This is a genomic window from Lentzea nigeriaca, assembly GCF_016907955.1.
Taxonomy (GTDB): Bacteria; Actinomycetota; Actinomycetes; order Mycobacteriales; family Pseudonocardiaceae; genus Lentzea; species Lentzea nigeriaca.
Genome location: NZ_JAFBCX010000001.1, coordinates 133,104 through 153,532 on the forward strand (window position 1 = coordinate 133,104; position 20,429 = coordinate 153,532).

The following is a 20,429-nucleotide window of genomic DNA, read 5'->3' on the forward strand; positions in this document are numbered from 1 at the left end:
GCGTGCGTCTTCCCCGCTGGCTCACCGAGGAGCTGGACGTCGTGGTGGAACGCGACCCGTCCGTGCGGTCCCGCGCGGAGGCGGCACTGCACCCTTCCGTGGTGGCGGTGCTCGGACACCGCGCCGCGCACCGGCTGCACCGCGCGGGCCGGCGGACGGCGGCCGCGGCGGTGGCGGCGTTCGGGCGCCTGCTGTCGGGCGGCATCGAGATCCACCCCGCCGCACGCATCGGCCGCCGGTTCTTCGTGGACCACGGCTGCGGTGTCGTGATCGGGCCGGAGGTCGTGGTCGGGGACGACGTCACGGTGTTCCACCAGGTCACGCTCGCGAGCGACGGTGATCTGCCCGGCCAGCCGCGGCTCGGTGACGGGGTGACGGTCGGGGCGAACGCGACGGTGCTGGGGCCGATCACGGTGGGAGACAAGGCGTTGATCGGCGCGAACGCGCTCGTGCGCGCCGACGTGCGTGCGGGCGCGACGGTGCACGCGCCGGTGGCGAAGGAGAGGACCGGGAACTGATGCGCGACAACGCGATTCTCATGGTGATGCCGTACGAGCAGTACGTGCGCAAAGCGGGCGAGGCCGGGTTCGAGGTGCACTCGATCTGGGACCCGAGCTACATGCCGGAGGAGTACGTCGCCAAGGTCGGTTCCATCGCGAAAACGCAGACGCTGCTCGACTTCACCGACGAGGATCGGCTCCGGTCGACGGTGCGGGAACTGGCGCGACGGCACGACGTCGCGCATGTCCTGCACCTGGGCAAGGAGAGCACGCAGACGATCGTGTGCGAGGAGGCCCAACGGCTCGGGCTCGCGCTCAACCGGCCGGAGTCGCTGACGTTGGTCAACGACAAGGCGGAGACCAGGAAGCTGCTGGCGCGCATCGGGTTGTCGCCGGTGCGCTGTGTCGCGTTCGACCGCGCCGAGGACGTTCGGACGGAGTTCCCCGCGATCGTCAAACCCACCCGGCTCGACGGCAGCAGGTTCGTCCGGCTGGTGACGAACGACGACGAGCTGACCGCGTGGAAACGGGCTTACCAGGGGCCGGCGCTCGCCGAGGAACCGTTGCTGGGGCCGGAGTTCAGCGTCGAGGTGCTCACCGTGCGCGGGCAGCACCACGTCATCGGCGTCACCGCGAAGGAGCTGCTGCCGCCGCCGGGGTTCGTCGAGGCGGGCCACCTGCACCCGGCCACGCTGCCGGACCACCACCGGGCCGCGATGATCGAGATGGTCACGAAGTTCCTGGACGCCACCGGCTACACGTTCGGGCCGACGCACACCGAGGTGATCCTCACCGGTGACGGCCCGCGCATCGTCGAGTCGCAGACCCGCATCGGCGGCGACCTCATCCAGCTGTGCATCGAGATCGCAACCGGGTTCGACGTCGAGTCCGCCGTGTTCACCGCACTGCTCGGCAAACCGGTCGAGATCGGGCCGGCCACCCGCACCGGCCGGGTCGCGTTCTTCCGGTTTCCGCCGGGCGTGCTGGACCGCGTCGACGGCCTCGACGAGATCCGCGCGCTGGAGTTCGTGCGCGAGCTGAGGTTCCCGTTCGAACCGGGGCAGGAGCTGCCGGAGCCGAAGGACTCGTCGACCAGACACGGGCTCGTGGTCGTGTCCGCAGCCGATCCGGAGGAAGCACAACGGCACATCGACGAGGTGCGCGGCCTGCTGAAGGTGCGCGTCGACGGGAAGGACGAGACGTGGACGAACACCGGACCGATTTCGAGCAGTGGCGCGCCGAGCTGGACGGAGGCGGCGAATGGCGACGAATGAAGGCGGTGCTGCCTCCGTTGTCGTGGTGGGTGGCGGTATCGCTGGGTTGTCCCTGTGTGCCGCACTACGAGCTCCCGGAGCCCCACGACGACGAGTGACCGTCGTCGAACGAGCCACCCGGCTGTCCGCCGTCGGCTCCGGACTCGTGTTGTATCCCAACGGGATCAAGGCGGCCGACGCCGCCAACCCGGATCTCGGCGCCCGGATCCGCGCGGCCGGCCACGTGCCGGGGCCCGGTGACGCCCGGCCGCTGGTCGCGCCGGACGGCACGGTGCTGTCGGCCGACCCGATCGGCGGGCTCGCGGACCGGTTCGGCGCACCCCAGGTGAGCTTGCTGAGGTATGCGTTGCAGCAGGCGTTGATCGCCACCACCGGCGACGCGGAACTGATCACCGGCGCCTCCGTCGACTGCCACTCCGACCACGGTGACCACGTGTCCGTCGAACTGTCCACAGGGGACACGATCCGGGCCGACCTGCTCGTCGGCGCGGACGGCGTGAACTCTCGCACCCGACGCCGGTTGTTCGACGACGGCGCGCCCGTCTACCGGGGATACACGTCGCTGCGCGGACGGTCGAGCGTGCCGCGCTGCTACCCGAACGGGGTGACGGTCGCCGGCGACGGCATCGACCTGTTCGTCGCCCCCGTCGGCGGCGGCCGGGTGTACTGGACGGCCAAGGTCGTTGCCGAGCAAGGGGACTGGCCCGCGCTCGACGCCGGCACGGCACTCGCCGCGCTGCTGCGCCGGATCCGCGACTGGCACCCGCCGATCGTGGACATGATCCGCCGCACCGACCGGGAGTCGGGCATCGTCATCACCGACATCTGCGACCGCGATCCGATCGACGACTGGGCCAGGGGCCGGGGCGTGCTGATCGGCGACGCCGCGCATCCGATGTCACCGGCGATGGGGCAGGGCGCGTCGATGGCGCTCGAGGACGCCGCCGAGCTCGGCGCGCTGCTGAACGCCCTGCCGCAGGACGTTCCCGGTGCGCTCAAGGACTTCTGCGCCGTCCGCGCGCCGCGGACGGCCGAGATCGTCCTGGAGTCCCGGCGCAAGGGCGGCGTCGACAGCAAGGCGTCCAGGGGCGCCGACGTGCGAGCGCGCGCGGCGAACGAGTTCACCACGGAAGACGAGCGCCTCGCCGGCCTGTTCGGCTGGCGGCCGCGGGTCTGGGAGGGAACGCGATGACCATCACACCTCATGCCCGGCCGCTGGTCGTGGAGACGGTCGAGGACCTGGTGGGGAACACGCCGCTGATGCGGCTGTCCCTGCCCGGCACCCGCCCGGACATCACGGTCCTCGCGAAGCTGGAGATGTTCAACCCGCTGTCGAGCGTCAAGGACCGTGCCGCGCTGCACATGCTGCGTCACGCCGAACGCACCGGACTGCTCCCGCCCACCGGCGGCACGGTGGTCGAGGCGTCGTCCGGCAACACCGGCATCTCACTGGCCGCCTTGTGCGCGGCCCGCGGCCATCGGTGCATCATCGTCCTGCCGGACAACGCGACCAACGAGCGCCAGGACCTGCTCCGCGCGTTCGGCGCCGAAATCGTGTTCTCGCCGTTCCAGGACGGCCTGGTCGCCGCCATCGCGAAGGCACAGGAGGTGCACCGCTCGCTGCCCGGCTCGTGGCTCGCCGCCCAGGACAAGAATCCGGTCAACGTCCAGGCGCACTACGAGACCACCGGCCCGGAGATCTGGCGCGACACCGGCCACGACGTCGACGTCCTGGTGTGCGCGGTCGGCACCGGCGGCACCCTCACCGGCGTCGCCCACTTCCTCAAGGAACGTACCGACGTCCACGTCGTCGCCGTCGAACCCGCCGGCTCCCCGGTGATGTCGGGCGGCGAACGCGGCACTCACCGCATCCCCGGCATCGGCGGCGGTTTCATCAACGACGTCACCGACATGTCGTGCATCGACGAGATTCTCACCGTCACGGACCTCGCCGCCCACGCCACCACCCGCGAACTGGCCGCACGTGGCCTCTTCGTCGGCATCTCCTCCGGTGCGGCCGTCGCCGGCACCCGCGTGATCGCCTCGCGGGACCGCTGGGCCGGCGCCACCGTCGTCACGATCCTGCCCGACAGCGGCGAACGCTATCTGTCCATCTGGGACTCCCTGGAAACGGAGCAACCATGACCCAGACCCACTGGAACGACGTCGGCATCGACTACGACAAGGTCCTCGGCACCGACGCCTCCAACGTGGCGCTGCTGTCCGCCGCCGTGGAACTGTTGCCGCCCACCGCGAAGGACGTGCTCGACATCGGTTCTGGCACCGGCCGGCTCACCTCACTGGTGCGCGAGGCCCTGCCGCTGAGCACCATCGTCGGCATCGACCCGGCCCCGACCATGGTGCGTGCTGCGGAGGAGAAGTTCGCCGCCGACAGCGGCATCTCCTTCACCGGCGGCGCCGTCGAGGACCTGTCCCAGTTCCCCGACAACAGTTTCGACGTCGCCATCACCAGTTTCGCGCTGCACCACCTGGAACTCGACACGTACGACACCGCCGCGGCCGAGATCTTCCGCGTGCTGCGCCCTGGCGGCCGGTTCATCAACGCCGACCAGTTCTGCCGCGTGATGGGACCGGCCGGTTCGCTCGACCGCGCCCTCGACGTGCTGGACCTGCTGACCGCCAAGGCACGGCACTACCTGCTGCACGCCTCGTTCGAGCGCATGCTGTTGCAGGTCGACCTGCTGCCCCGGTTCATGCGTGAGGACGGCGAGATCCTCACCACCCCTGAGTACTGGACCGACGCGCTGACCCGCAGCGGTTTCCGCTCCGCCATCATCGTTCCCACGCCGCCGGAAGAACTGATGAACCGGGTGATCTGGGCCGACAAACCCTAGCGCCGCAACCGCGAAAGGCACGTCCGGAGCCGGACGTGCCTTTCGCGGCGTGTGCGATCAGGAGGTGGTGGCTGGTTCGCGGTCACCGGTCGGGCGGCGCAGTTCACGGCTGCGGGGCAGCAGGAACGCGGCCGCGATGATCCAGATGAAGCCGGTGAAGCGGCCCAGCGGGATCAGCAGCGCGAGCGGCGTCACCAGCATCGAGAGCAACGAGAGCACGGAGATCGCGGCGATCACCACACCCGCGATGCCCAGCCAGCGCGGCAGTGCGCGCAGATAGACGGCCGTCACCGCGATGCCGGCGATCAGCAGTCCCAGCGCCGCGGTGTGCGCCGGCCCGCCCAGCACGAAGAAGAGGAACTGGAAACCGCGCACCAGTGCGGGCTCCGCGAGCACGTCGGACTGGCCGAGCACCCACTGCAGCAACCCGTTCAGGCCGAGGAACGCGGCGGCGAGGATGCCGCCGACCTCACCGATGACGGGTCCCGGCACGTGGGGCGCGAGGAACCGCATCCGGGACGTGGCGACCGCGGTGAACACACCGAGCGCGATGGCGGCGTCGAACTGGAGGAAGCCGTTCACGCGGGAGGCGGTCTGGCTGTCGGTGAAGTACTGGAGCACCTCCGAGGAGCCGGAGAACGGTGACGGCGTGGGTCCCGCGCCGAGGATCGGCCCGAGCACCAGGCTGGACAGGAACAGCAGCACGAAGGCGAGCGCGGGCAGTGCGAGCGGCGGGCCGACGTGCCGGGCCGCCGAACGGGTCGGGGTCATGACGAGGTCCTTTCAGAGTCCGGCGATGGGTCGGAGTTCGGCGATGGTCAGAGTTCGGCGATGGCCGGGATGACGTCGCGGCCGAGGATCTCGAACGGCGTCAGGTGGTCGGCTCCTGGTACCCGTCCGTACACGGTCTGGATACCCATCGCCGCCCACTTCCGCAGTGTGGCCAGCATTTCGTCGACCTTGGTGGTGTCGAAGTAGAACACGCACGTCTTCTCGATGGCGTCGTAGTCGCGGCCGTACTCGTCGCAGTACTTCTTCAGCAGGTCCAGCTTCTGGGGCAGTTCCGGCACCGGACGCAGGCTGCACGCGTCGGCATACTTCGCCACGAGCGGCAGCGTGCGCTTCTCGCCGTCGCCGCCGATGAGGATCCGCGGCTTCACCAGTGCCTGCGGTGAGTTCAGCACCCGCGTGGCGTTGATGTGCCTGCCCTGGAACGGCTGGTCGGTACCGCGCTCACCGGTCCACATGTCGTTGCAGAACCTCAGCGTCTCCTCGAGGAGTTCGTAGCGGGTGCGCAACGGCGGCGTCGGCATGCCCAGCGCCTCGGTGTCCTCGCCCCAGCCGCCCGCGCCGATGCCGAGCCACGCACGGCCACCGGACAGCACGTCCAGTGTCGTGACGCTCTTCGCCAGCAACGCGGGCGAGCGCATGGTCGGCGAGCTCACCACGGTCAGCAGCTGCACCTCGGACGTGTGCGCGGCGATGTAGGAGAGCGCGGAGTAGGCCTCGAGCATCTCCAGCTCGACGCCGCCCATCATCGGGTGCTGCCACAGGTGGTCGCCGACCGCGATGGACTTGAACCCCGCGGCCTCGGCGGCCCGTGCGATGGAGGCGAGGGTGGCCGCGATGCGCGGCGCGCCGCCTTCCCAGGTGAAGCTCGTGATCTGCAGTCCCAGTCGCATCGTCGACCCCTGGACAGTTAGTTGCGGACGTTGAATAGTTTATGCCGAGAAGCATACTGCAATACAATGATTCAACTCGTGTAATGATGCGCCTTGAGCGGCGGAGGTGGCGGGTGACATGGACTCACCTGAGGCGTTGTCCCCCGTGCTGAGTCAGCTCGCCTTTCACGTCGTGAAAGATTTGCGCGAACGGATCGCGCCGCTGCGCCTCGCGCCCCGCCCGATCCGCATCCTCACCGCGCTGCGCGCCAACCCCGGCCTCTCGCAGCAGGCGCTGGGCGCGTTGCTCGGACTGGCCCCCGCGCCCATGTCCCAGCTGTCCGACGACCTCGAACGGCGCGGGCTGGTCGAACGAGGGCGCCGGCCCGGTGATCGCCGGGCGTACGCGTTGCGGCTCACCGCGCGCGGTGAGGAGGTGGTGGCCGAGGTCGACGCCGCAGCCCGGGAGACCCAGCGGGCGCTGCTGCGGGGACTACGCCCGGAGCAGCGCCACGACCTGCTGGGGTTGTTGCGGCGGCTGGCCGACGTGCATCTGCTGCCCGGCGACCTGCCGCTCGACTGAGGATCGGCTACAGCCCGAACGCCAGTAGCACGGTGCCCTTGCCGGTGGGGTAGAAGGGGTAGTAGCCGGCCTGCACGTAGAGCATGCCGTCGACCACCACCGCGCCGCCGTTGGCCCCGATCGCCCGGCCCGCGCCGACGACCCCGTTGACGCCCTCGAAGTCCCGCACGGCGTCGAACTGCCACAGCAGCTTTCCGTCGGATGCGCTGAAGATCCGCATCTTGCCGTCCGCGCTGCCCTCGTACACCAGTCCCGGTGTGGTGGTCACCGCGGACGGGTAGGCCCGCTCGCACATCTGCGCGTACTTCGCCGCACCGCCGGTGCCGCAGCCGTCAGCCGGGTGCACGGACTTCCACTCGATCCTGCCGGTCGCCGCGTCCAGCGCGAAGATCGTCGCCGGGTTGCCGCGCCAGCTCGCCACGTAGATGCGGCGGCCGTCGAAGCTGCTGCCCCACGGGACGCCGGCGCTGCCGGGATCGGCGTGCGCCATGTCCGGAGTGGACAGTCGCGTGTGCCAGATCGTCTTGCCGGTCCTGGCGTCCAACGCCCAGTAGATGCCCGACTTCTGCGCGATGCCGAGCACCGGCTTGCCGTTGATGGTGAACAGGTTGCCGGTGGCGCCGAAGTCGAAGTTGCGGGCGGTGCCGTCGTAGTGCGACGGGCAGTACTCGGCGGGGTCGGGCCACGTGCACGACTGGTTGTGCACGTCGACGTCCTGCATCTGCCGCTTCCACCGGATGGTGCCGTCGTCGAGGTTCAGCGCCAGCACGCTGTCGATGTTGTCGGTCTTCTCCGCGCCGGTGCCGATGTGGGCGTTGCCGGTGCCGACGTACATGGTGCGCGACCCGGGATCGATGACCGGACTCGACCACACCGCCGCGCCGGCGGGACCGAACTTCGCCGCACCCGTGGGCCAGGTGCCGATCCGCTTGGCCGGTGGCATCAGCGATCGCTTCCACACCACCTTGCCGGTCTTGAGGTCGAGCGCGTCGACGTGGCCGCCGAACGAGCAGCACGGGTAGTCGGGGGCGTTCGCCGAACCCGCCTCGTTGCTGGAGACGCCGACGTAGACGCGGTCGCCGAACACCATGGGGGAGCTGGTGATCCACGTCGCCACGTGCTCGTCGAGCTTGGTGGCCCAGTTCAGCTTCCCTGTGTCGCGGTCGAGCGAGTAGAGGAAGCCGCGGCTGTCACCGAAGTACACGTGATCACCGGAGACCGCGGCACCGTCGCGGACGATGTTCGGGTTCTCCGGTGGCCACGTCCCGGCGACCGGGGTGAGGTCGAAGGTCCACTTCGTCCTGCCGGTCCGCGCGTCCAGGGCGTGGAACTTCCCGTCCGGCGCGCCGACGTAGGCGACACCGCCGGTCACCGCGGGCTGGCTGCCCATCCGGGCGTACGGGACGTTCGGGTAGCTGAACGCCCACTTGAGCTTGAGGTCGCCCACGGTCTGCGGGGTGATCTTCTTCTCGCTCGCGTTGTGCCTGCTGCCGGAGACGTCCTTCTGCCATGTCGGCCAGTCCTGCCCGGTCGGCTGGCCGAGCGGGCTCACGACCGGCTCGTCCGACGAGGGCAGCAGATAGGGGCTGGACAGCGCGAGCCCGGTCGCCGCGACGACGGCGAGCATCTGCATTCGCATTCTGGACAAGGGAAACCCCCTCAGTAGGCGATCTGCACCGCGCTGCGGAACGTGGCCGCGTCGGTGAGACGGGTCAGCATGTAGTGGGCGACGTCCGCGCGGGAGATCGACCAGCAGCCGGGCAGGTCGCTCGCGACCCGGTACCGGCCGGTGCGCCTGCCGTTGGTGAGCCGTGCCGCACGCACGAGTGTCCACTCCAGACCGGAGGCGCGGACCTCCTGCTCCATCAGCCGCATGTCCGCATACGGCCGTTTCAGCAACGGGTGCAGCACAAAACGTGCCAGCGCGTACTCCGCGAACCGGGAACGCGGCGGCAGCCGCACCGAGCTCGTCGACACGGCGAGCAACCGGGACACGCCCGCGTCCCGCATGGCCGCGATGACGTTCCCGGTGCCCGCGGAGTACACCGTCGTGGCGTGCCTGCGGTAGCCGATGCCGAGCGCGGACACGACGGCGGCGGTGCCGTCCACGACCCCGACCACGCTGTCCGGGTCGTGGACGTCACCGCGCCGGACGTGGAGCCGGTCGTGCCGTACCGGCACCGCGCCGGGGTCGCGGGCCAGCGCCACCACCTCGTGCCCGGCGTCGAGCGCCTGACGCAGCAGCTCGACGCCGGTGCCGCCGGTGGCACCGAAGACCGCGAGCTTCACTTCGCGACGAGGTCGGCCGAGACGGCGGCCAGCAGGTCCGCGCGGCTCGCGCCGGGCAGCTGCGGCGGCGGGCCGCCGGAGAGCACCTTGCCGACCCGCGCGCGGATCTCGTCGTCCGCGTACAGGGCGGACGGCGGCTTCAGCATCATCATGACGTTCGCGACGCGGCGCCACACCTCCTCGTCCTGGGACGCGGCGGCGACGGCGGTGCCGAACGTGACGACGCCGGCCGGAGGACGCTGCGGCTGACGGCCGTTCACCGTCGCCTCCCACAGCCCGGCGCGGCCGCGGTCGTTCATCACTGCCTCCTCGAACCACGGCCGCACGAGCCGCGTCGACCGCGCCACGAACTCGCGTGCCTGCGTCTCACCGGGTTCGGGGTGCTCCGCGAGGAGATCCGCGAGCAGGAACGCCTCCTGCAAACCGAGCGAGACACCGCGGCCGTACGCGGGGTTCGTGGTGCACAGCGCGTCGCCGATCGGGAAGAACCCCTCCACCAGCGGCTGGCCCTCGACCGGCAGGCGCAGCGAGTTGTCCAGGCTGCCCATGGAGTACACCGGCGAGATCGGCTCCGAGTTGCCAGGCGCGACCCAGCCCGCGAGCAACGGCGTCGCGCGGACCGCCGCGGTGAACGCCTCCTCCTCGCGCAGGCCCTTCATCTGGGTGTCCTCGGGCAGCACGCCCAGCGAGATGGAGAACGTCCCGTTGTCGCCGAGGAACAGCACGGCCGTGTAGTGGTCCCACAGCCCGCCCGCGCCGAAGCCGCGGTTGAGCGGGCCGGGCGGCCGCTCACTGCGCTGCCGGTAGTACCGGGTGTAGTAGACGATCTTGCAGCTCTCGCTGGTCACGTCCCTGCCGGGCAGATCGGCGTCGGCGAGCCAGGTGTCGGCGGCTGTCTTGCGGCCGGTGGCGTCGACGACCAGGTCGGCCTCGATCGTCTCGCCGTCGGCCAGCCGCACACCCGTGACCCGGTTGCCGGACGCGACCAGGCCACGCACGGTCGCCCCGGTCCTCACCGACACGCCCGGCCTCGCCAGCGCGCGTTCCCGCAGCACGAGCTCGAACGTCGAGCGGCGGCTCAGCACCATCCGCAGGTCGTCGTCCTCCGGCCTGCGGGTGATGCCGCCCAGCATCGGCGGTGGGTAGTCGGCGAGGTTCACCTCACCGGCGCCAGCCGCGCGCAGGCCGTCGTAGACGTCACGGGCCCGGTCGCGCAGCAGGTTGCAGCCGAGCGACGCGAACGCGTGCGACTGCAGGAACTGCGGCACGGTCGGGCGGTGCCACGTCGCCGCACTGTCCACAGTAGAGGGTGGCTCGTCCGTCGACCGCTCCAGGATTCGCACCCGGTGGCCCTGGTCGGCCAGAGCGAGCGCGGCGCCGAACCCGATGACGCTGCCGCCGACGATGATGACGTTGCTCATGCCCAGATCTCCTGTCCTGGTTCCCTTGTCACGAGTTCCAGAACTCGTCGATGGTGTACAGGTCGTTCGGGTAGGTCCAGAACTCCGCGATCTTGCCGTCGACGATGCGCGCCACGTTGACGAACGGCATCTCCAGCGCGACGCCCTTGCGCTCGTACTTGGTGTGCAACAGTGCGAACGCGTGGTTCTCGCTCGCGCCGATCTCCAGCACGTCCATCTGGATCTTGCCGTCGGTCAGCTCGAACATCTTGGTGGCGAAGGCGATCGACTCCTCCAGCCCGTGGTGCTCGCCGGACAGCGGGCTGCGGCCGGGGTAGTGGTGCACGGAGTTCTCGTGCCAGTACGAGCCGGCGGTCTGGACGTCACCGACACCGAAGGCGTCGTAGACCTTGCGCATCAGCTCGACATTGGGGTGATCGGTCATGACGCTCGCTCCTGTCCTGCGAAGGCGGGGATCGTGGCGCGGACCGCGGTCACGATCTGGTCGGCGCCGGGCGTGTACGCGTCTTCCAGCGCGGGGGTGAACGGAACCGGGGCGTGCGGCGCGGTCACCGTGCGCACGGGTCCGCGCAATGCGTGGAACGCGTGCTCCGCGACCAGTGCCGCGATGTCGCCCGCCACGCCGCAGCGCGGGGTCGCCTCGTCGGCCACCACCAGGTGCCCGGTCCGGCGGACGCTGTCGTAGATGGTCTCGATGTCCAGAGGTGAGATCGTGCGCGGATCGACGACCTCGCACTCGATACCCTCGGCGGCCAGCACGTCGGCCGCCTTCTCCGCCTCGGCGACCATGCGGCCGAGCGCGACGATCGTGCAGTCCCGGCCGGGGCGGGCGATGCGCGCCTGGCCGAGCGGCACGACGTACGGAGGCTCCGGCACCTCGCCGTGGCTGAAGTAGAGCATCTTGTGCTCGAAGAAGATCACCGGGTCGTCGTCCCGGATCGCCGCCGCCATCAGACCCTTGGCGTCGGCGGGCGTGGCCGGCAGCACGACCTTGAGCCCCGGGACGTGCGCGAAGATCGGGTACAGCACCTGCGAGTGCTGCGCGCCGCGCCGCATGCCCGCGCCGTACATCGCCCGCAGTACGAGGGGAACCCGCGCCTTGCCCGCGGTCATGTACCGCAGCTTGGCCGCCTGGTTGAGGATCTGGTCGAAGCAGACGCCGGCGAAGTCGACGAACAGCAGGTCCGCGACCGGCCGCAGCCCGGTCGCCGCGGCACCCACCGCGGCACCGACGAACGCGGCCTCGGTGATCGGCGTGTCGAAGACCCGGTCCGGGAAGTGCTCGTGCAGCCCCTGCGTGGGTCCCCACGCGTTGCCGAGCCTGCCGTCGCAGCCGGTGCCGCCGATGTTGTCCTCGCCGAACACCACGACGGACGGATCGTGTTGCATCTCCTGCCGCAGCGCCTCGCCGACGGCCTGTAGGTAGGACAGAACTCGTGTCATGTTCTCCGCCCCAGTTGGTGGACGAATCAGATGGGTGGGCGACTCGGTCCGGTGGGCGCTCGGTCCGGTGCTGGACGAGCCATCCGGTTGCCGGGCGAGTCGCCGCGAGCCGGTCAGCGGGCTCAGTAGGTGACGTAGACGTCGGTGAGCAGCTCGCTGATGTCGGGATCCTTGGCGGACTTGGCTTCCTCGACCGCGTGGTCGATCAGGGCCCGCACGGCGGCGTCGATCTCGGCGATCTCGGCGGTCGTGAGCCATTCGTCCTCGAGCGCGCGGATCGCGAAGAGCTGCAGGCAGTCCTGTTCGGCGCGCAGCCGGTCCACCTCGCCCTCGGCGCGGTAGGCCTGCTGGTCCCAGCCCTCCATGTGGCCGAAGAACCGGTGTGCCTTGCAGTCCAGCAAAGTCGGCCCGCCACCGCTGCGCGCCCGCTGCACCGCGCCGGCGGCGGCTTCCCGCACGGCGAGCACGTCGTAGCCGTCCACGACGGCCGCCGGGATGCCCAGTGCCTCGGCGCGGGGTGCGATGTCCTTGCCGCCCAGGTGGAATCGGGTTCCGGTGGCCTGCGCGTAGCCGTTGTCCTCGACGACGAAGACGATCGGAAGCTGCCAGACCGCCGCCAGGACCAGGCTTTCGGCGAACGCGCCCTGGTTGGCGCCGCCGTCGCCGACGAACGCGACGGACACCTGGTCGGTGCCGCGCACCTTGGCCGACAACGCGGAACCGCAGCTCAGCGGGACCCCGCCGGCCGCGACCCCGTTGGCGCCCAGCATGCCGCGGCCGAAGTCGGCGATGTGCATCGAACCGCCCTTGCCGCCGCACAGGCCGCCGGCCCTGCCGTAGATCTCCAGCATCATCGCGGTGACGTCGCAGCCCTTCGCGATGGCGTGGCCGTGTCCGCGATGTGTGCTCGCGATGTAGTCGTCGCCGGTCAGGACGGTGCACACGCCGGTGGCGACCGCCTCCTGCCCCGCGTAGAGGTGCACCGCGCCGGGGATCTCGCCGCCGGGGAACTCGGTGTGCACTCGCTCCTCGAACTCGCGGATCGTCCGCATGGTGCGGTAGATGTCGATCAGTTCGGCCCGGTCGGGCCTCGGGTGGTCCGGCATGGTTCCACGCCCCTCGATGCCGTTGCGCTGTGTCGGCCCGCGGTCAGCCGCGTCTCATTTCGTCGTGCACTAATATCGTTTGACTTCGCCGGGATATTTGCGCTCCGGCGTTCTCGTCGGCCGAATCTATCCATCACTTCCTGTAACGGCAACCGGCTCTTTCGACTGCACTCCGCAATCATCGCGGGGAGTGCGGCAAGGTCAACTTCAGGAGTGGGACGCGGCGATTGCGAACTGGCTGCTCGCGGTGCCGGCGCAAATGTTGACCGGTGCGCCGGTCCCCGCCGCGGGGGGATTGGTCCCAATCGATCTGGGACGCTCTTCCTGCGGCGAACGGGCGAATTCCCGGACCATCCGGGACGTCACTCTCGGCGTCAATGGTGGTTGCCCGTCCGTGCCGGGGATTCCATGCGGCGACTCGTGTCCGAATTGCCCGGAATTATCCGGAATTTGATTCCGCCCGCCCTGGAATTGGCTACGAACATGGCGGTTCACTCGTCCGGTTGAATCGTCTACTATTCGGCCGTTCGGAGCTGAATGACCCTGCGTGAGATGGGAGTACCGACCGAAGAGGGCGGTGTTGCGCGACGGTGTGTCACCGTTGTAACTGATCGACAGGTCGTAATCGCAGTCCGTTGCAGACCGACAGGGGTGATGCTATTTTGAGATTTGCGTCGATCACATAAATCGGCGCTTGCTGTGGGGTGATCTGCTGGCATACTCGGGGGGTTGGTTCGCAATGAGTGTCGTCAATTGGTTAGCGGCCAGCGACGAGACGCTCGACGATCACAGCCCGTCCGCCCGGCAGAGGTGCCCAGACCGTGACGCGCTCGTCCGTTTGCGTCGTGACCTGCACGACCAGGTGGGCTCAGCGCTCGTCGGCGTGAGCATGCAGGTCGAGGCGGCCCAGCGGTTGCTGGAGACCGACCCGGCCGAGGCGCGGCAGTTGCTCGAGGACGTGCGTGCGGAGACGTTGTCGCTGGTACAGCAGATCAGGGGGATCGCGTCGAGCCGGGACGGTGTCGCCTGCGACGGGCCTACCGGCGCCGGCATCGGCGTCGCGGTGCGGACCATGGTCGCCAGGATGAACCGGGTCGTCGGCGACCGCGTGCGGATCACCGCGGAGGTCGCCCCCGAGGTGGACCGCCTCCACCCGCGCGACCGAGGCGCGGGCGCGGCGGTGTTCTGGATCGTTCGCGAAGCACTCACGAATGTCTTGAAACACTCGAATGCCAGGTTTAGCTCAGTTTCGGTGACGGTGCGTGGCGGCGATTTGTGCGTTCGGGTGGAAGATGACGGTGTCGGATTCCCTGCGCAACGCACATCGCGCGGTTCCGGGTTGATGAACATGGTGGAACGTGCGCGTGAACGCGGAGGCTGGTGCCGGGTCGGCCCGCGACAGCCGCGTGGATTCGCGGTGAGTGCGGCAGTGCCGCTGACCGCACACCGGAGCTGAACAACGAGTACTGGCCGATTGCCTTTTCGCAGGGGATCTCATGAACAGCCATGCAGGTGACCTGGTCGACATTCTGATCGCGGACGACCACCCGGTCTACCGCTCCGGCCTGCGCACATTACTGAGCGGGATCCAGTCACTCAGAGTGGTCGGGGAGGCCTGCACCGGGACGGAGGCGTTGACCATGACGTATCGCCTGCGTCCGCGCCTGGTGCTGATGGACGTCAATCTCCCCCGAATCAACGGCATCGAGGCGACCAAGACAATCGCCAGCAAATGCCCCGACACCTCCGTGATCATCGTGACGATGCTGGAGGACAGAGAAACCTTTTTCGCGGCGATGCGCGCGGGCGCCCGCGGATATCTGTTGAAGGGCGCCACCACCGAGGACGTCAACCGGGCGATCGACACCGTCTGCTCCGGCAGCCTGCTGTTCGACCCGTACGTCTCGGACTGGGTGGTCGAGTACCTGACCAAGCCGCAGGCGTCCGGCAAGCCGTTCCCCGAGCTCACCGACCGCGAACGCGCCGTGCTGGAGCTCGTCGCCGACGGCAAGAGCAACGCGGCCATCGCACGCGACCTCGACCTCTCGATCAAGACCGTGCGCAACTACCTGTCACGGATCTTCGCGAAGCTACGCCTCTACGACCGCACCGAGGCCGCCGTCCAGGCCCGCCGAGCCGGCCTGGGCCACTGACGTTCTCCGCGCGAAAAGCACCGAGCCTCTTCCACCCTGATCTTGTGGGTGGGCGCGGCCGAACATGGCGAAGCTCTGTTCCACCCAGCCAGGATCACGTTGTCCCATCGCACCCTCGACCACCTCGCGCGCCTGATCCGCCGCCACCGTGCCGCGATCGGTTCCCGCCCGCGCCGGTTCACACCCGTCGGCCAAGCCTCCCTTGTACTCGCGCGCCTGCACGACGGCGGCACCTGACGCACCCGATCGCGACGATGGAAAGGCTCGCCACTAGATGTCCCGCGCCGGAAATCCGTAGCAGAAGCCCAGTCTTGCTTCTTTGGCACGCGGGGGCCTTTCGTCCGCTCCGAGAGTACGAAAGCTCCCCGCGTACTCTTCAGCACCGGCGTGTCGTGGCTGGACACGCCGGGTAGTGAGGAACGACTTCGTTGCCGGATCTCCGGCGCGGGACACTAGCGCGTTGGGGTGAGGCGGACGACGGGGATGTCACGGTCCGTCTTGTTCTGCATGGTGTCGTAGAGCCGATAGGACTGCACCAGCTGCGGCCACAACTGCTTCTTCTCGTCGGACGAGAGCAACTGTGCGCGCATCTTGCGGGTGTGCCCGTCGATGGTGAGCTCGACCTCCGGGTTGGCCAGCGCGTTGCGCACCCAGGACGGGTGGTTCGCGGCGCCGGCGTTGGTCGCGACCACGAGCCGGTTCTCGCCGTCCGGGATGGTGATCACCGGATGACTGCGCGGCTGGCCCGACTTGCGGCCGATCGTGGTCAGGATGCCGAGCTTGTTGCCGCCCATGGTGGACATGACCCGGCCACCCGTCAGCTTCAGGATGGCGCGGTGGGTGCCGGTGAAGAACCGTGCGAGCAAGCGGTCGAAGGAGCTGAGCTGCTTGCCGCGCTTGCCCTCTGGCGGCAGGCCGGTGGATCGGTTCATGAACGCCTCCCCTCGGTTCGAGCTTAGGGATACCCACCCGTGCGTCCCACTCAACCTGTCACGTCGTGAAAGACGGTGGCGGGCAAGAAGTCCCACGGCGCGGAGGACGGTCGGCTCACGACGGTGGGATTGAGGGGGAGTGAACTCGAACTCGAGGCGGTCCACAGCAGACACTCGAAGGGCGGGATTCATGAACAGGTCACTGATCGTCGCGAAGATCGCTCCCGGCGCGGAGGAACGCGTCGCGGAGATCTTCGCGGAGTCCGACCGCACCGACCTGCCGGACGTCGCGGGCGTGCTGCACCGGTCCCTTTGGCGGCTCGGCGATCTGTACGTGCACCTGCTCGAGACCGAGCAAACCGGGCAGGAGGCGGTGGAGGAGGCGCGGCGGCACCCCGAGTTCAAGCGGGTGAGCGAGCTGCTGAGCCCCTACGTCACGCCGTACTTGCCCACCTGGCGGTCGCCGAAAGACGCGCAGGCGCAGCGGTTCTACCTGTGGGAGCGGCCGTGACGACCGCGCAGGCGCTCGACTGGCAGCGGTGTGCCGGGTGCCGGACCCTGCACTACGCCAAGAAGCTCGCGCGTTGTCTCGGGGTGTGCCCGGACTGCGAGCACCACCATCGGCTCACCGCCGCCGAACGGATCGAGCAGCTCGTCGACGCCGGCACGTTCGTGCCCGCTGGAACGAGGGCCGTGGTCACCGACCTGCTGCGATTCCCCGACTACCGGGCGCGGCTCGCCAAGGCCCGCGCCGAGACGGGGCTGCCGGACGCGGTGCTGTGCGGCACCGGCCGCATCGCTGGCCGTGCCGTGTCGCTCGCGGTCATGGACTTCCGGTTCATGGGCGGCAGTCTCGGCGCCGCGGTCGGTGAGCTGATCACCAGGGCCGCCGAAACCGCTGTGCGCAAACGTGTTCCGCTGCTGATCGTGACGGCCTCCGGTGGTGCGCGCATGCAGGAGGGCGTGCTCGCGCTCATGCAGATGGCCAAGGTGAGCCAGGCGATCGCCGGTGTCCGCGACGCCGGGCTGCTCACCGTCAGCCTGGTGACCGACCCGACCTACGGCGGCGTCGCGGCGTCGTTCGCGACGAACTGCGACGTGATCGTCGTCGAGCAGGGCGCGCGGATGGGTTTCGCCGGGCCACGGGTCATCGAGCAGACCATCAAGCAGAAGCTGCCGGCGGACTTCCAGACCGCGTCGTTCCTCCTGGCACACGGCCAGGTCGACGCCGTGCTGCACCGGCGGGACCTTCCCGGCTGGCTCGGCGCCTTGTTCGCCGCGACCTCCGGCGGCGCCGAATGGGTGACCGAGCGGGACGACGACGGCCTGGTGCGCTCCGCGAAGTCCCTGCCGTCCCGGGACTCCTGGGACGTCGTCACCGCGGCACGGGACACCGCGCGGCCGACCGCGCTCGACCACATCAGCACCGCGCTGGACGGGTTCGTCGAGCTGCGCGGTGACCGGCTCGCCGCGGACTGCCCCGCGATCGTCGCCGGCTTCGCCACGCTCGACGGCAGGCCGGTCGCGGTGGTGGGACACCAGAAGGGGCACGAGACGGCGGAGCTGGTGGCGCGCAACTTCGGGATGCCGCGGCCAGAGGGCTACCGCAAGGCGTTGCGGGTCATGGAGCTCGCCGCCCGGCTGCGCATCCCGATTCTGGCCTTTGTGGACACTCCCGGCGCCTTCCCCGGCCAGGACGCCGAGGAACACGGCCAGTCGCTCGCGATCGCGGCGAACGTCCTGCGCATGTTCGAGCTGGACACGCCGATCGTGACGGTGGTGACGGGCGAGGGCGGCAGCGGCGGCGCGCTGGCGCTGGCCGTCGCCGACCGGGTGCTGATGTTCGAGAACAGCGTCTACTCGGTGATCAGCCCGGAGGGCTGCTCGTCGATCCTCTGGGGTGACGCCAAAGCCGCTCCGGAGGCGGCGCGCGCGTTGCGGATCACCGCACGTGAGCTGCTCGAGCTCGGCGTCGTGGACGGCGTGCTGCCCGAACCGGCGGACATCCGCACCGCCGTGACGGCGGCGTTCGCCGAGCTGAACGGGCGTGAGGACCTGATCGGCTCACGCAGGGACCGGTTCCGCGCGTTCGGAACGGTCGGCCTGCTCATCTCCGAAGGCGGTGAGGTGGATGGATGAGACCGCGGCACGTCTCGCCGAGCTGCGCGAGCACACCAGCAGGCTCGCGAACGGCCTGCGCGGCACCCTGCGCAGGGTCAGCGTGAGCGTCGGTGACGCGACCATCGAGGTCGAGTGGCAGCCGCAGCCCGAACAGGCTGTCGCACCGGTCGGGACCGGGCAGGTACCGGAACCCGCTCAGGAGGCCGAGGAGACCGACGAGTGCGTGCTGGTGCGCTCGCCCATGGTCGGCACCTTCTACCGCGCGCCGAGCCCGGACGCACCGCCGTTCGTCGAGGTCGGTGCCGTGGTCAAGGCCGGGCAGCCGATCGCGGTGATCGAGGCGATGAAGCTGTTCAACCCGATCGACTCGGACGTGTCCGGAGTCGTGGTCGAGGTGCTGGTCGAGGACGCGGCGCCGGTCGAGTTCGGCCAGCCGCTGCTGCGGGTCAAGGCCGAGGAGTAGAGATGTTCGGCAAGGTGCTGATCGCGAACCGCGGCGAGATCGCGCTGCGGGTGGCACGAACGTGTCGTGAGCTGGGCATCGGCACGGTCGGGGTGCACTCGTCCGCGGACGCCGATCCACGCTACCTCAGGCATTTCGACGAAACCGTCCACATCGGACCCGCGCCGGGTGCGCGGAGCTACCAGAGCATCCCGGCCGTGATCGAGGCGGCGTTGCAGACCGGTGCGGACGCCATCCACCCCGGCTACGGATTCCTCTCGGAGGACCCGGACTTCGCCGAGGTGTGCGCGACGCAGGGCATCACGTTCATCGGCCCGCGTTCCGAGGTGATGAGCGAGCTGGGCGACAAGTCGTCCGCGCGGCGGATCATGCGGGCTGCCGGCCTGTCGTTGCTGCCGGGCAGCGTGGAACCGAGCCCGACCGTCGAGCACGCCCGCGCCACAGCGAACGACATCGGTTATCCGGTGATCATCAAGGCGTCCGCCGGCGGTGGCGGCAAGGGCATGGTCGTCGTCAACGGGGACGCCGAGCTGGACGAGGGTTACCAGCGGGCGCGCCGGACCGCGCGGGTCGTGTTCGGTGACGAACGCGTCTACCTGGAGCGGTACCTGGCCAAGGCCCGGCACGTCGAGGTGCAGGTGCTGTGCGATGGGCAGGGCAACGGCGTGCATCTGGGCACGCGCGACTGCTCGGTGCAGCGCAGGCACCAGAAGCTGATCGAGGAGGGCCCTGCGCCGGCGCTCACCCCGGCCACGGCCGACGCGATGGCCACCGCGGCCGTCGCGGCCGCAACGAAGGTCGGCTACAGCGGTGTCGGCACGTTCGAATTCCTGGTCGACGACCGCCAGAACTTCTACTTCATGGAGGTCAACACGCGGATCCAGGTCGAGCACCCGGTCACCGAGATGATCACCGGGGTGGACCTGGTCCGCGAACAGCTCCTCGTCGCGGCGGGTCATCCGCTCGCGATCACCCAGCAGGACATCGCGTTGACCGGCGTCGCCGTGGAGTGCCGGGTCAACGGCGAGGACCCGGCGCGCGACTTCGTGCCGACGCCGGGAACGCTCGACCGCTTCGACGTGCCCGGAGGTCCGTTCACGCGGATCGACACGCACGCGTTCGCGGGATACGTGCTCGGTCCGCACTACGACTCGCTGCTCGCGAAGGTCGTCGTCTGGGCGCCGGATCGTGAGACGGCGATCAACCGGATGGACCGGGCACTGGCCGAGTTCGACATCGCGGGAGGCGGGGTCGCGACGACGATCCCGTTCCTGCGCCAGGTGATGGCAGAGCCCGAGTTCCGCAAGGCCGAGCACGACACCGGTCTGGTGGAACGGATGCGGGCGAACCAGCAGGAGGTAGCGCAGTGACAGTTTTCCAGGATCGCGGTCTCGTCAAGGAGATCGAGGACATCCTCGTGCGCAGCGCGGGCCTGTCACCCGACCTCATCGGTGACGGCACGCAGGACGCCACATTGGAGGAGCTCGGGCTCGACTCGCTCGCGTGCATGGAGCTGCAGGCCGTGGTGCGGGACCGCTACGGCGTCCGCATTCCGGAGGAGTCGCTGGACATGAGCATCCCGCAGATCGTCGAGCACATCGGCGCCGAGATCGCGGAGGCGAACTGAC

The 20,429-nt window shown here is 69.5% G+C and carries 23 protein-coding genes; 14 read left to right on the plus strand and 9 right to left on the minus strand.

Annotation, left to right across the window (positions count from 1 at the left end; all coding sequences use genetic code 11):
• Nucleotides 1–2 precede the first annotated feature (2 nt).
• The 5 genes from JOD27_RS46360 to JOD27_RS00485 are packed head-to-tail and all read left to right on the plus strand — an operon-like array spanning nt 3 to nt 4,629.
• A complete protein-coding gene (locus JOD27_RS46360) occupies nt 3–518 on the plus strand; it encodes a serine O-acetyltransferase (protein WP_204760115.1) in 516 nt (171 codons plus the stop codon).
• A complete protein-coding gene (locus tag JOD27_RS00470) occupies nt 518–1,774 on the plus strand; it encodes an ATP-grasp domain-containing protein (RefSeq protein WP_204760116.1) in 1,257 nt (418 codons plus the stop codon). The genes JOD27_RS46360 and JOD27_RS00470 overlap by 1 nt, the downstream gene beginning before the upstream one ends.
• Nucleotides 1,761–2,966, plus strand: coding sequence for an FAD-dependent monooxygenase (locus JOD27_RS00475; RefSeq protein ID WP_204760117.1), 1,206 nt, complete (start codon nt 1,761–1,763; stop codon nt 2,964–2,966). Before JOD27_RS00470 ends, JOD27_RS00475 begins: the two co-directional genes overlap by 14 nt.
• Entirely contained in the window at nt 2,963–3,919 is a 957-nt protein-coding gene (locus tag JOD27_RS00480) for a PLP-dependent cysteine synthase family protein (RefSeq protein ID WP_204760118.1), read from the plus strand. Before JOD27_RS00475 ends, JOD27_RS00480 begins: the two co-directional genes overlap by 4 nt.
• Entirely contained in the window at nt 3,916–4,629 is a 714-nt protein-coding gene (locus JOD27_RS00485; protein WP_204760119.1) for a class I SAM-dependent methyltransferase, read from the plus strand. The genes JOD27_RS00480 and JOD27_RS00485 overlap by 4 nt, the downstream gene beginning before the upstream one ends.
• A 57-nt stretch (nt 4,630–4,686) precedes the next feature.
• Here JOD27_RS00485 and JOD27_RS00490 read toward each other — a convergent pair whose 3' ends face one another.
• Both JOD27_RS00490 and JOD27_RS00495 read right to left on the minus strand, forming a co-directional pair.
• Entirely contained in the window at nt 4,687–5,400 is a 714-nt protein-coding gene (locus JOD27_RS00490) for a DUF4386 domain-containing protein (protein WP_204760120.1), read from the minus strand.
• 47 nt (nt 5,401–5,447) lie between these two features.
• The gene (locus tag JOD27_RS00495) at nt 5,448–6,311 is read right to left on the minus strand and encodes an LLM class flavin-dependent oxidoreductase (protein ID WP_204760121.1); all 864 of its coding nucleotides are present in this window, start codon (nt 6,309–6,311) and stop codon (nt 5,448–5,450) included.
• A 118-nt stretch (nt 6,312–6,429) separates the two neighbouring features.
• Here JOD27_RS00495 and JOD27_RS00500 point away from each other — a divergent pair, with 118 nt between their 5' ends.
• Nucleotides 6,430–6,873 carry a MarR family winged helix-turn-helix transcriptional regulator gene (locus tag JOD27_RS00500; RefSeq protein WP_204760122.1) on the plus strand — a complete coding sequence of 148 codons (444 nt, stop codon included), beginning with the start codon at nt 6,430–6,432 and terminating at the stop codon, nt 6,871–6,873.
• A gap of 7 nt (nt 6,874–6,880) precedes the next feature.
• Here JOD27_RS00500 and JOD27_RS00505 read toward each other — a convergent pair whose 3' ends face one another.
• The 6 genes from JOD27_RS00505 to JOD27_RS00530 form a co-directional block, all read right to left on the minus strand.
• Entirely contained in the window at nt 6,881–8,512 is a 1,632-nt protein-coding gene (locus tag JOD27_RS00505) for an outer membrane protein assembly factor BamB family protein (protein WP_239566264.1), read from the minus strand.
• Nucleotides 8,513–8,532: 20 nt separating this feature from the next.
• The gene (locus JOD27_RS00510) at nt 8,533–9,162 is read right to left on the minus strand and encodes an NAD(P)-dependent oxidoreductase (protein ID WP_204760123.1); all 630 of its coding nucleotides are present in this window, start codon (nt 9,160–9,162) and stop codon (nt 8,533–8,535) included.
• Nucleotides 9,159–10,583: an FAD-dependent oxidoreductase gene (locus JOD27_RS00515; RefSeq protein WP_239566265.1), complete on the minus strand. Its 1,425-nt coding sequence runs from the start codon at nt 10,581–10,583 to the stop codon at nt 9,159–9,161. Before JOD27_RS00515 ends, JOD27_RS00510 begins: the two co-directional genes overlap by 4 nt.
• 28 nt (nt 10,584–10,611) lie before the next feature.
• Entirely contained in the window at nt 10,612–11,007 is a 396-nt protein-coding gene (locus JOD27_RS00520; protein WP_204760124.1) for a nuclear transport factor 2 family protein, read from the minus strand.
• The gene (locus JOD27_RS00525) at nt 11,004–12,026 is read right to left on the minus strand and encodes an alpha-ketoacid dehydrogenase subunit beta (RefSeq protein WP_204760125.1); all 1,023 of its coding nucleotides are present in this window, start codon (nt 12,024–12,026) and stop codon (nt 11,004–11,006) included. Before JOD27_RS00525 ends, JOD27_RS00520 begins: the two co-directional genes overlap by 4 nt.
• A 122-nt stretch (nt 12,027–12,148) precedes the next feature.
• Nucleotides 12,149–13,132, minus strand: coding sequence for a thiamine pyrophosphate-dependent dehydrogenase E1 component subunit alpha (locus tag JOD27_RS00530; RefSeq protein WP_239566266.1), 984 nt, complete (start codon nt 13,130–13,132; stop codon nt 12,149–12,151).
• A 694-nt stretch (nt 13,133–13,826) separates the two neighbouring features.
• Here JOD27_RS00530 and JOD27_RS00535 point away from each other — a divergent pair.
• The 3 genes from JOD27_RS00535 (at nt 13,827) to JOD27_RS00545 (ending at nt 15,522) form a co-directional block, all read left to right on the plus strand.
• Nucleotides 13,827–14,588: a sensor histidine kinase gene (locus JOD27_RS00535; RefSeq protein ID WP_204760126.1), complete on the plus strand. Its 762-nt coding sequence runs from the start codon at nt 13,827–13,829 to the stop codon at nt 14,586–14,588.
• A 40-nt stretch (nt 14,589–14,628) separates the two neighbouring features.
• Nucleotides 14,629–15,285 (plus strand): response regulator, encoded by a 657-nt coding sequence (locus JOD27_RS00540; protein WP_204760127.1) that lies wholly within the window; start codon nt 14,629–14,631, stop codon nt 15,283–15,285.
• Between the two features lie 99 nt (nt 15,286–15,384).
• Nucleotides 15,385–15,522 (plus strand): hypothetical protein, encoded by a 138-nt coding sequence (locus JOD27_RS00545; RefSeq protein WP_204760128.1) that lies wholly within the window; start codon nt 15,385–15,387, stop codon nt 15,520–15,522.
• 215 nt (nt 15,523–15,737) lie between these two features.
• Here JOD27_RS00545 and JOD27_RS00550 read toward each other — a convergent pair whose 3' ends face one another.
• Nucleotides 15,738–16,217: a nitroreductase family deazaflavin-dependent oxidoreductase gene (locus JOD27_RS00550; protein ID WP_204760129.1), complete on the minus strand. Its 480-nt coding sequence runs from the start codon at nt 16,215–16,217 to the stop codon at nt 15,738–15,740.
• Nucleotides 16,218–16,407: 190 nt separating this feature from the next.
• Between JOD27_RS00550 and JOD27_RS00555 the strand changes: the two genes are divergently transcribed.
• The 5 genes from JOD27_RS00555 to JOD27_RS00575 are packed head-to-tail and all read left to right on the plus strand — an operon-like array spanning nt 16,408 to nt 20,428.
• Nucleotides 16,408–16,728 carry a TcmI family type II polyketide cyclase gene (locus tag JOD27_RS00555; protein WP_204760130.1) on the plus strand — a complete coding sequence of 107 codons (321 nt, stop codon included), beginning with the start codon at nt 16,408–16,410 and terminating at the stop codon, nt 16,726–16,728.
• Complete coding sequence (locus tag JOD27_RS00560) at nt 16,725–18,356, plus strand: carboxyl transferase domain-containing protein (RefSeq protein WP_307829776.1); 1,632 nt, start codon at nt 16,725–16,727, stop codon at nt 18,354–18,356. Before JOD27_RS00555 ends, JOD27_RS00560 begins: the two co-directional genes overlap by 4 nt.
• Nucleotides 18,349–18,801, plus strand: coding sequence for an acetyl-CoA carboxylase biotin carboxyl carrier protein (gene accB, locus JOD27_RS00565; RefSeq protein ID WP_204760132.1), 453 nt, complete (start codon nt 18,349–18,351; stop codon nt 18,799–18,801). The genes JOD27_RS00560 and accB overlap by 8 nt, the downstream gene beginning before the upstream one ends.
• A gap of 2 nt (nt 18,802–18,803) precedes the next feature.
• Nucleotides 18,804–20,171, plus strand: coding sequence for an acetyl-CoA carboxylase biotin carboxylase subunit (locus JOD27_RS00570; protein ID WP_204760133.1), 1,368 nt, complete (start codon nt 18,804–18,806; stop codon nt 20,169–20,171).
• Nucleotides 20,168–20,428, plus strand: a complete 261-nt coding sequence (locus tag JOD27_RS00575; RefSeq protein WP_204760134.1) for an acyl carrier protein — start codon at nt 20,168–20,170, stop codon at nt 20,426–20,428. The genes JOD27_RS00570 and JOD27_RS00575 overlap by 4 nt, the downstream gene beginning before the upstream one ends.
• Nucleotide 20,429: the final 1 nt, after the last annotated feature.

Bases quoted from the DNA above. Each gene is read 5' to 3' on its own strand.
- accB (WP_204760132.1), top strand. From the start codon at position 18,349: ATGGATGAGACCGCGGCACGTCTCGCCGAGCTGCGCGAGCACACCAGC.
- JOD27_RS00470 (WP_204760116.1), top strand. From the start codon at position 518: ATGCGCGACAACGCGATTCTCATGGTGATGCCGTACGAGCAGTACGTG.
- JOD27_RS00550 (WP_204760129.1), bottom strand. From the start codon at position 16,217: ATGAACCGATCCACCGGCCTGCCGCCAGAGGGCAAGCGCGGCAAGCAG.
- JOD27_RS00505 (WP_239566264.1), bottom strand. From the start codon at position 8,512: ATGCGAATGCAGATGCTCGCCGTCGTCGCGGCGACCGGGCTCGCGCTG.
- JOD27_RS00490 (WP_204760120.1), bottom strand. From the start codon at position 5,400: ATGACCCCGACCCGTTCGGCGGCCCGGCACGTCGGCCCGCCGCTCGCA.
- JOD27_RS00495 (WP_204760121.1), bottom strand. From the start codon at position 6,311: ATGCGACTGGGACTGCAGATCACGAGCTTCACCTGGGAAGGCGGCGCG.
- JOD27_RS00520 (WP_204760124.1), bottom strand. From the start codon at position 11,007: ATGACCGATCACCCCAATGTCGAGCTGATGCGCAAGGTCTACGACGCC.
- JOD27_RS00500 (WP_204760122.1), top strand. From the start codon at position 6,430: ATGGACTCACCTGAGGCGTTGTCCCCCGTGCTGAGTCAGCTCGCCTTT.
- JOD27_RS00480 (WP_204760118.1), top strand. From the start codon at position 2,963: ATGACCATCACACCTCATGCCCGGCCGCTGGTCGTGGAGACGGTCGAG.
- JOD27_RS00475 (WP_204760117.1), top strand. From the start codon at position 1,761: ATGGCGACGAATGAAGGCGGTGCTGCCTCCGTTGTCGTGGTGGGTGGC.
- JOD27_RS00530 (WP_239566266.1), bottom strand. From the start codon at position 13,132: ATGCCGGACCACCCGAGGCCCGACCGGGCCGAACTGATCGACATCTAC.
- JOD27_RS00485 (WP_204760119.1), top strand. From the start codon at position 3,916: ATGACCCAGACCCACTGGAACGACGTCGGCATCGACTACGACAAGGTC.
- JOD27_RS00555 (WP_204760130.1), top strand. From the start codon at position 16,408: ATGAACAGGTCACTGATCGTCGCGAAGATCGCTCCCGGCGCGGAGGAA.
- JOD27_RS00525 (WP_204760125.1), bottom strand. From the start codon at position 12,026: ATGACACGAGTTCTGTCCTACCTACAGGCCGTCGGCGAGGCGCTGCGG.
- JOD27_RS00570 (WP_204760133.1), top strand. From the start codon at position 18,804: ATGTTCGGCAAGGTGCTGATCGCGAACCGCGGCGAGATCGCGCTGCGG.
- JOD27_RS00540 (WP_204760127.1), top strand. From the start codon at position 14,629: ATGAACAGCCATGCAGGTGACCTGGTCGACATTCTGATCGCGGACGAC.
- JOD27_RS00515 (WP_239566265.1), bottom strand. From the start codon at position 10,583: ATGAGCAACGTCATCATCGTCGGCGGCAGCGTCATCGGGTTCGGCGCC.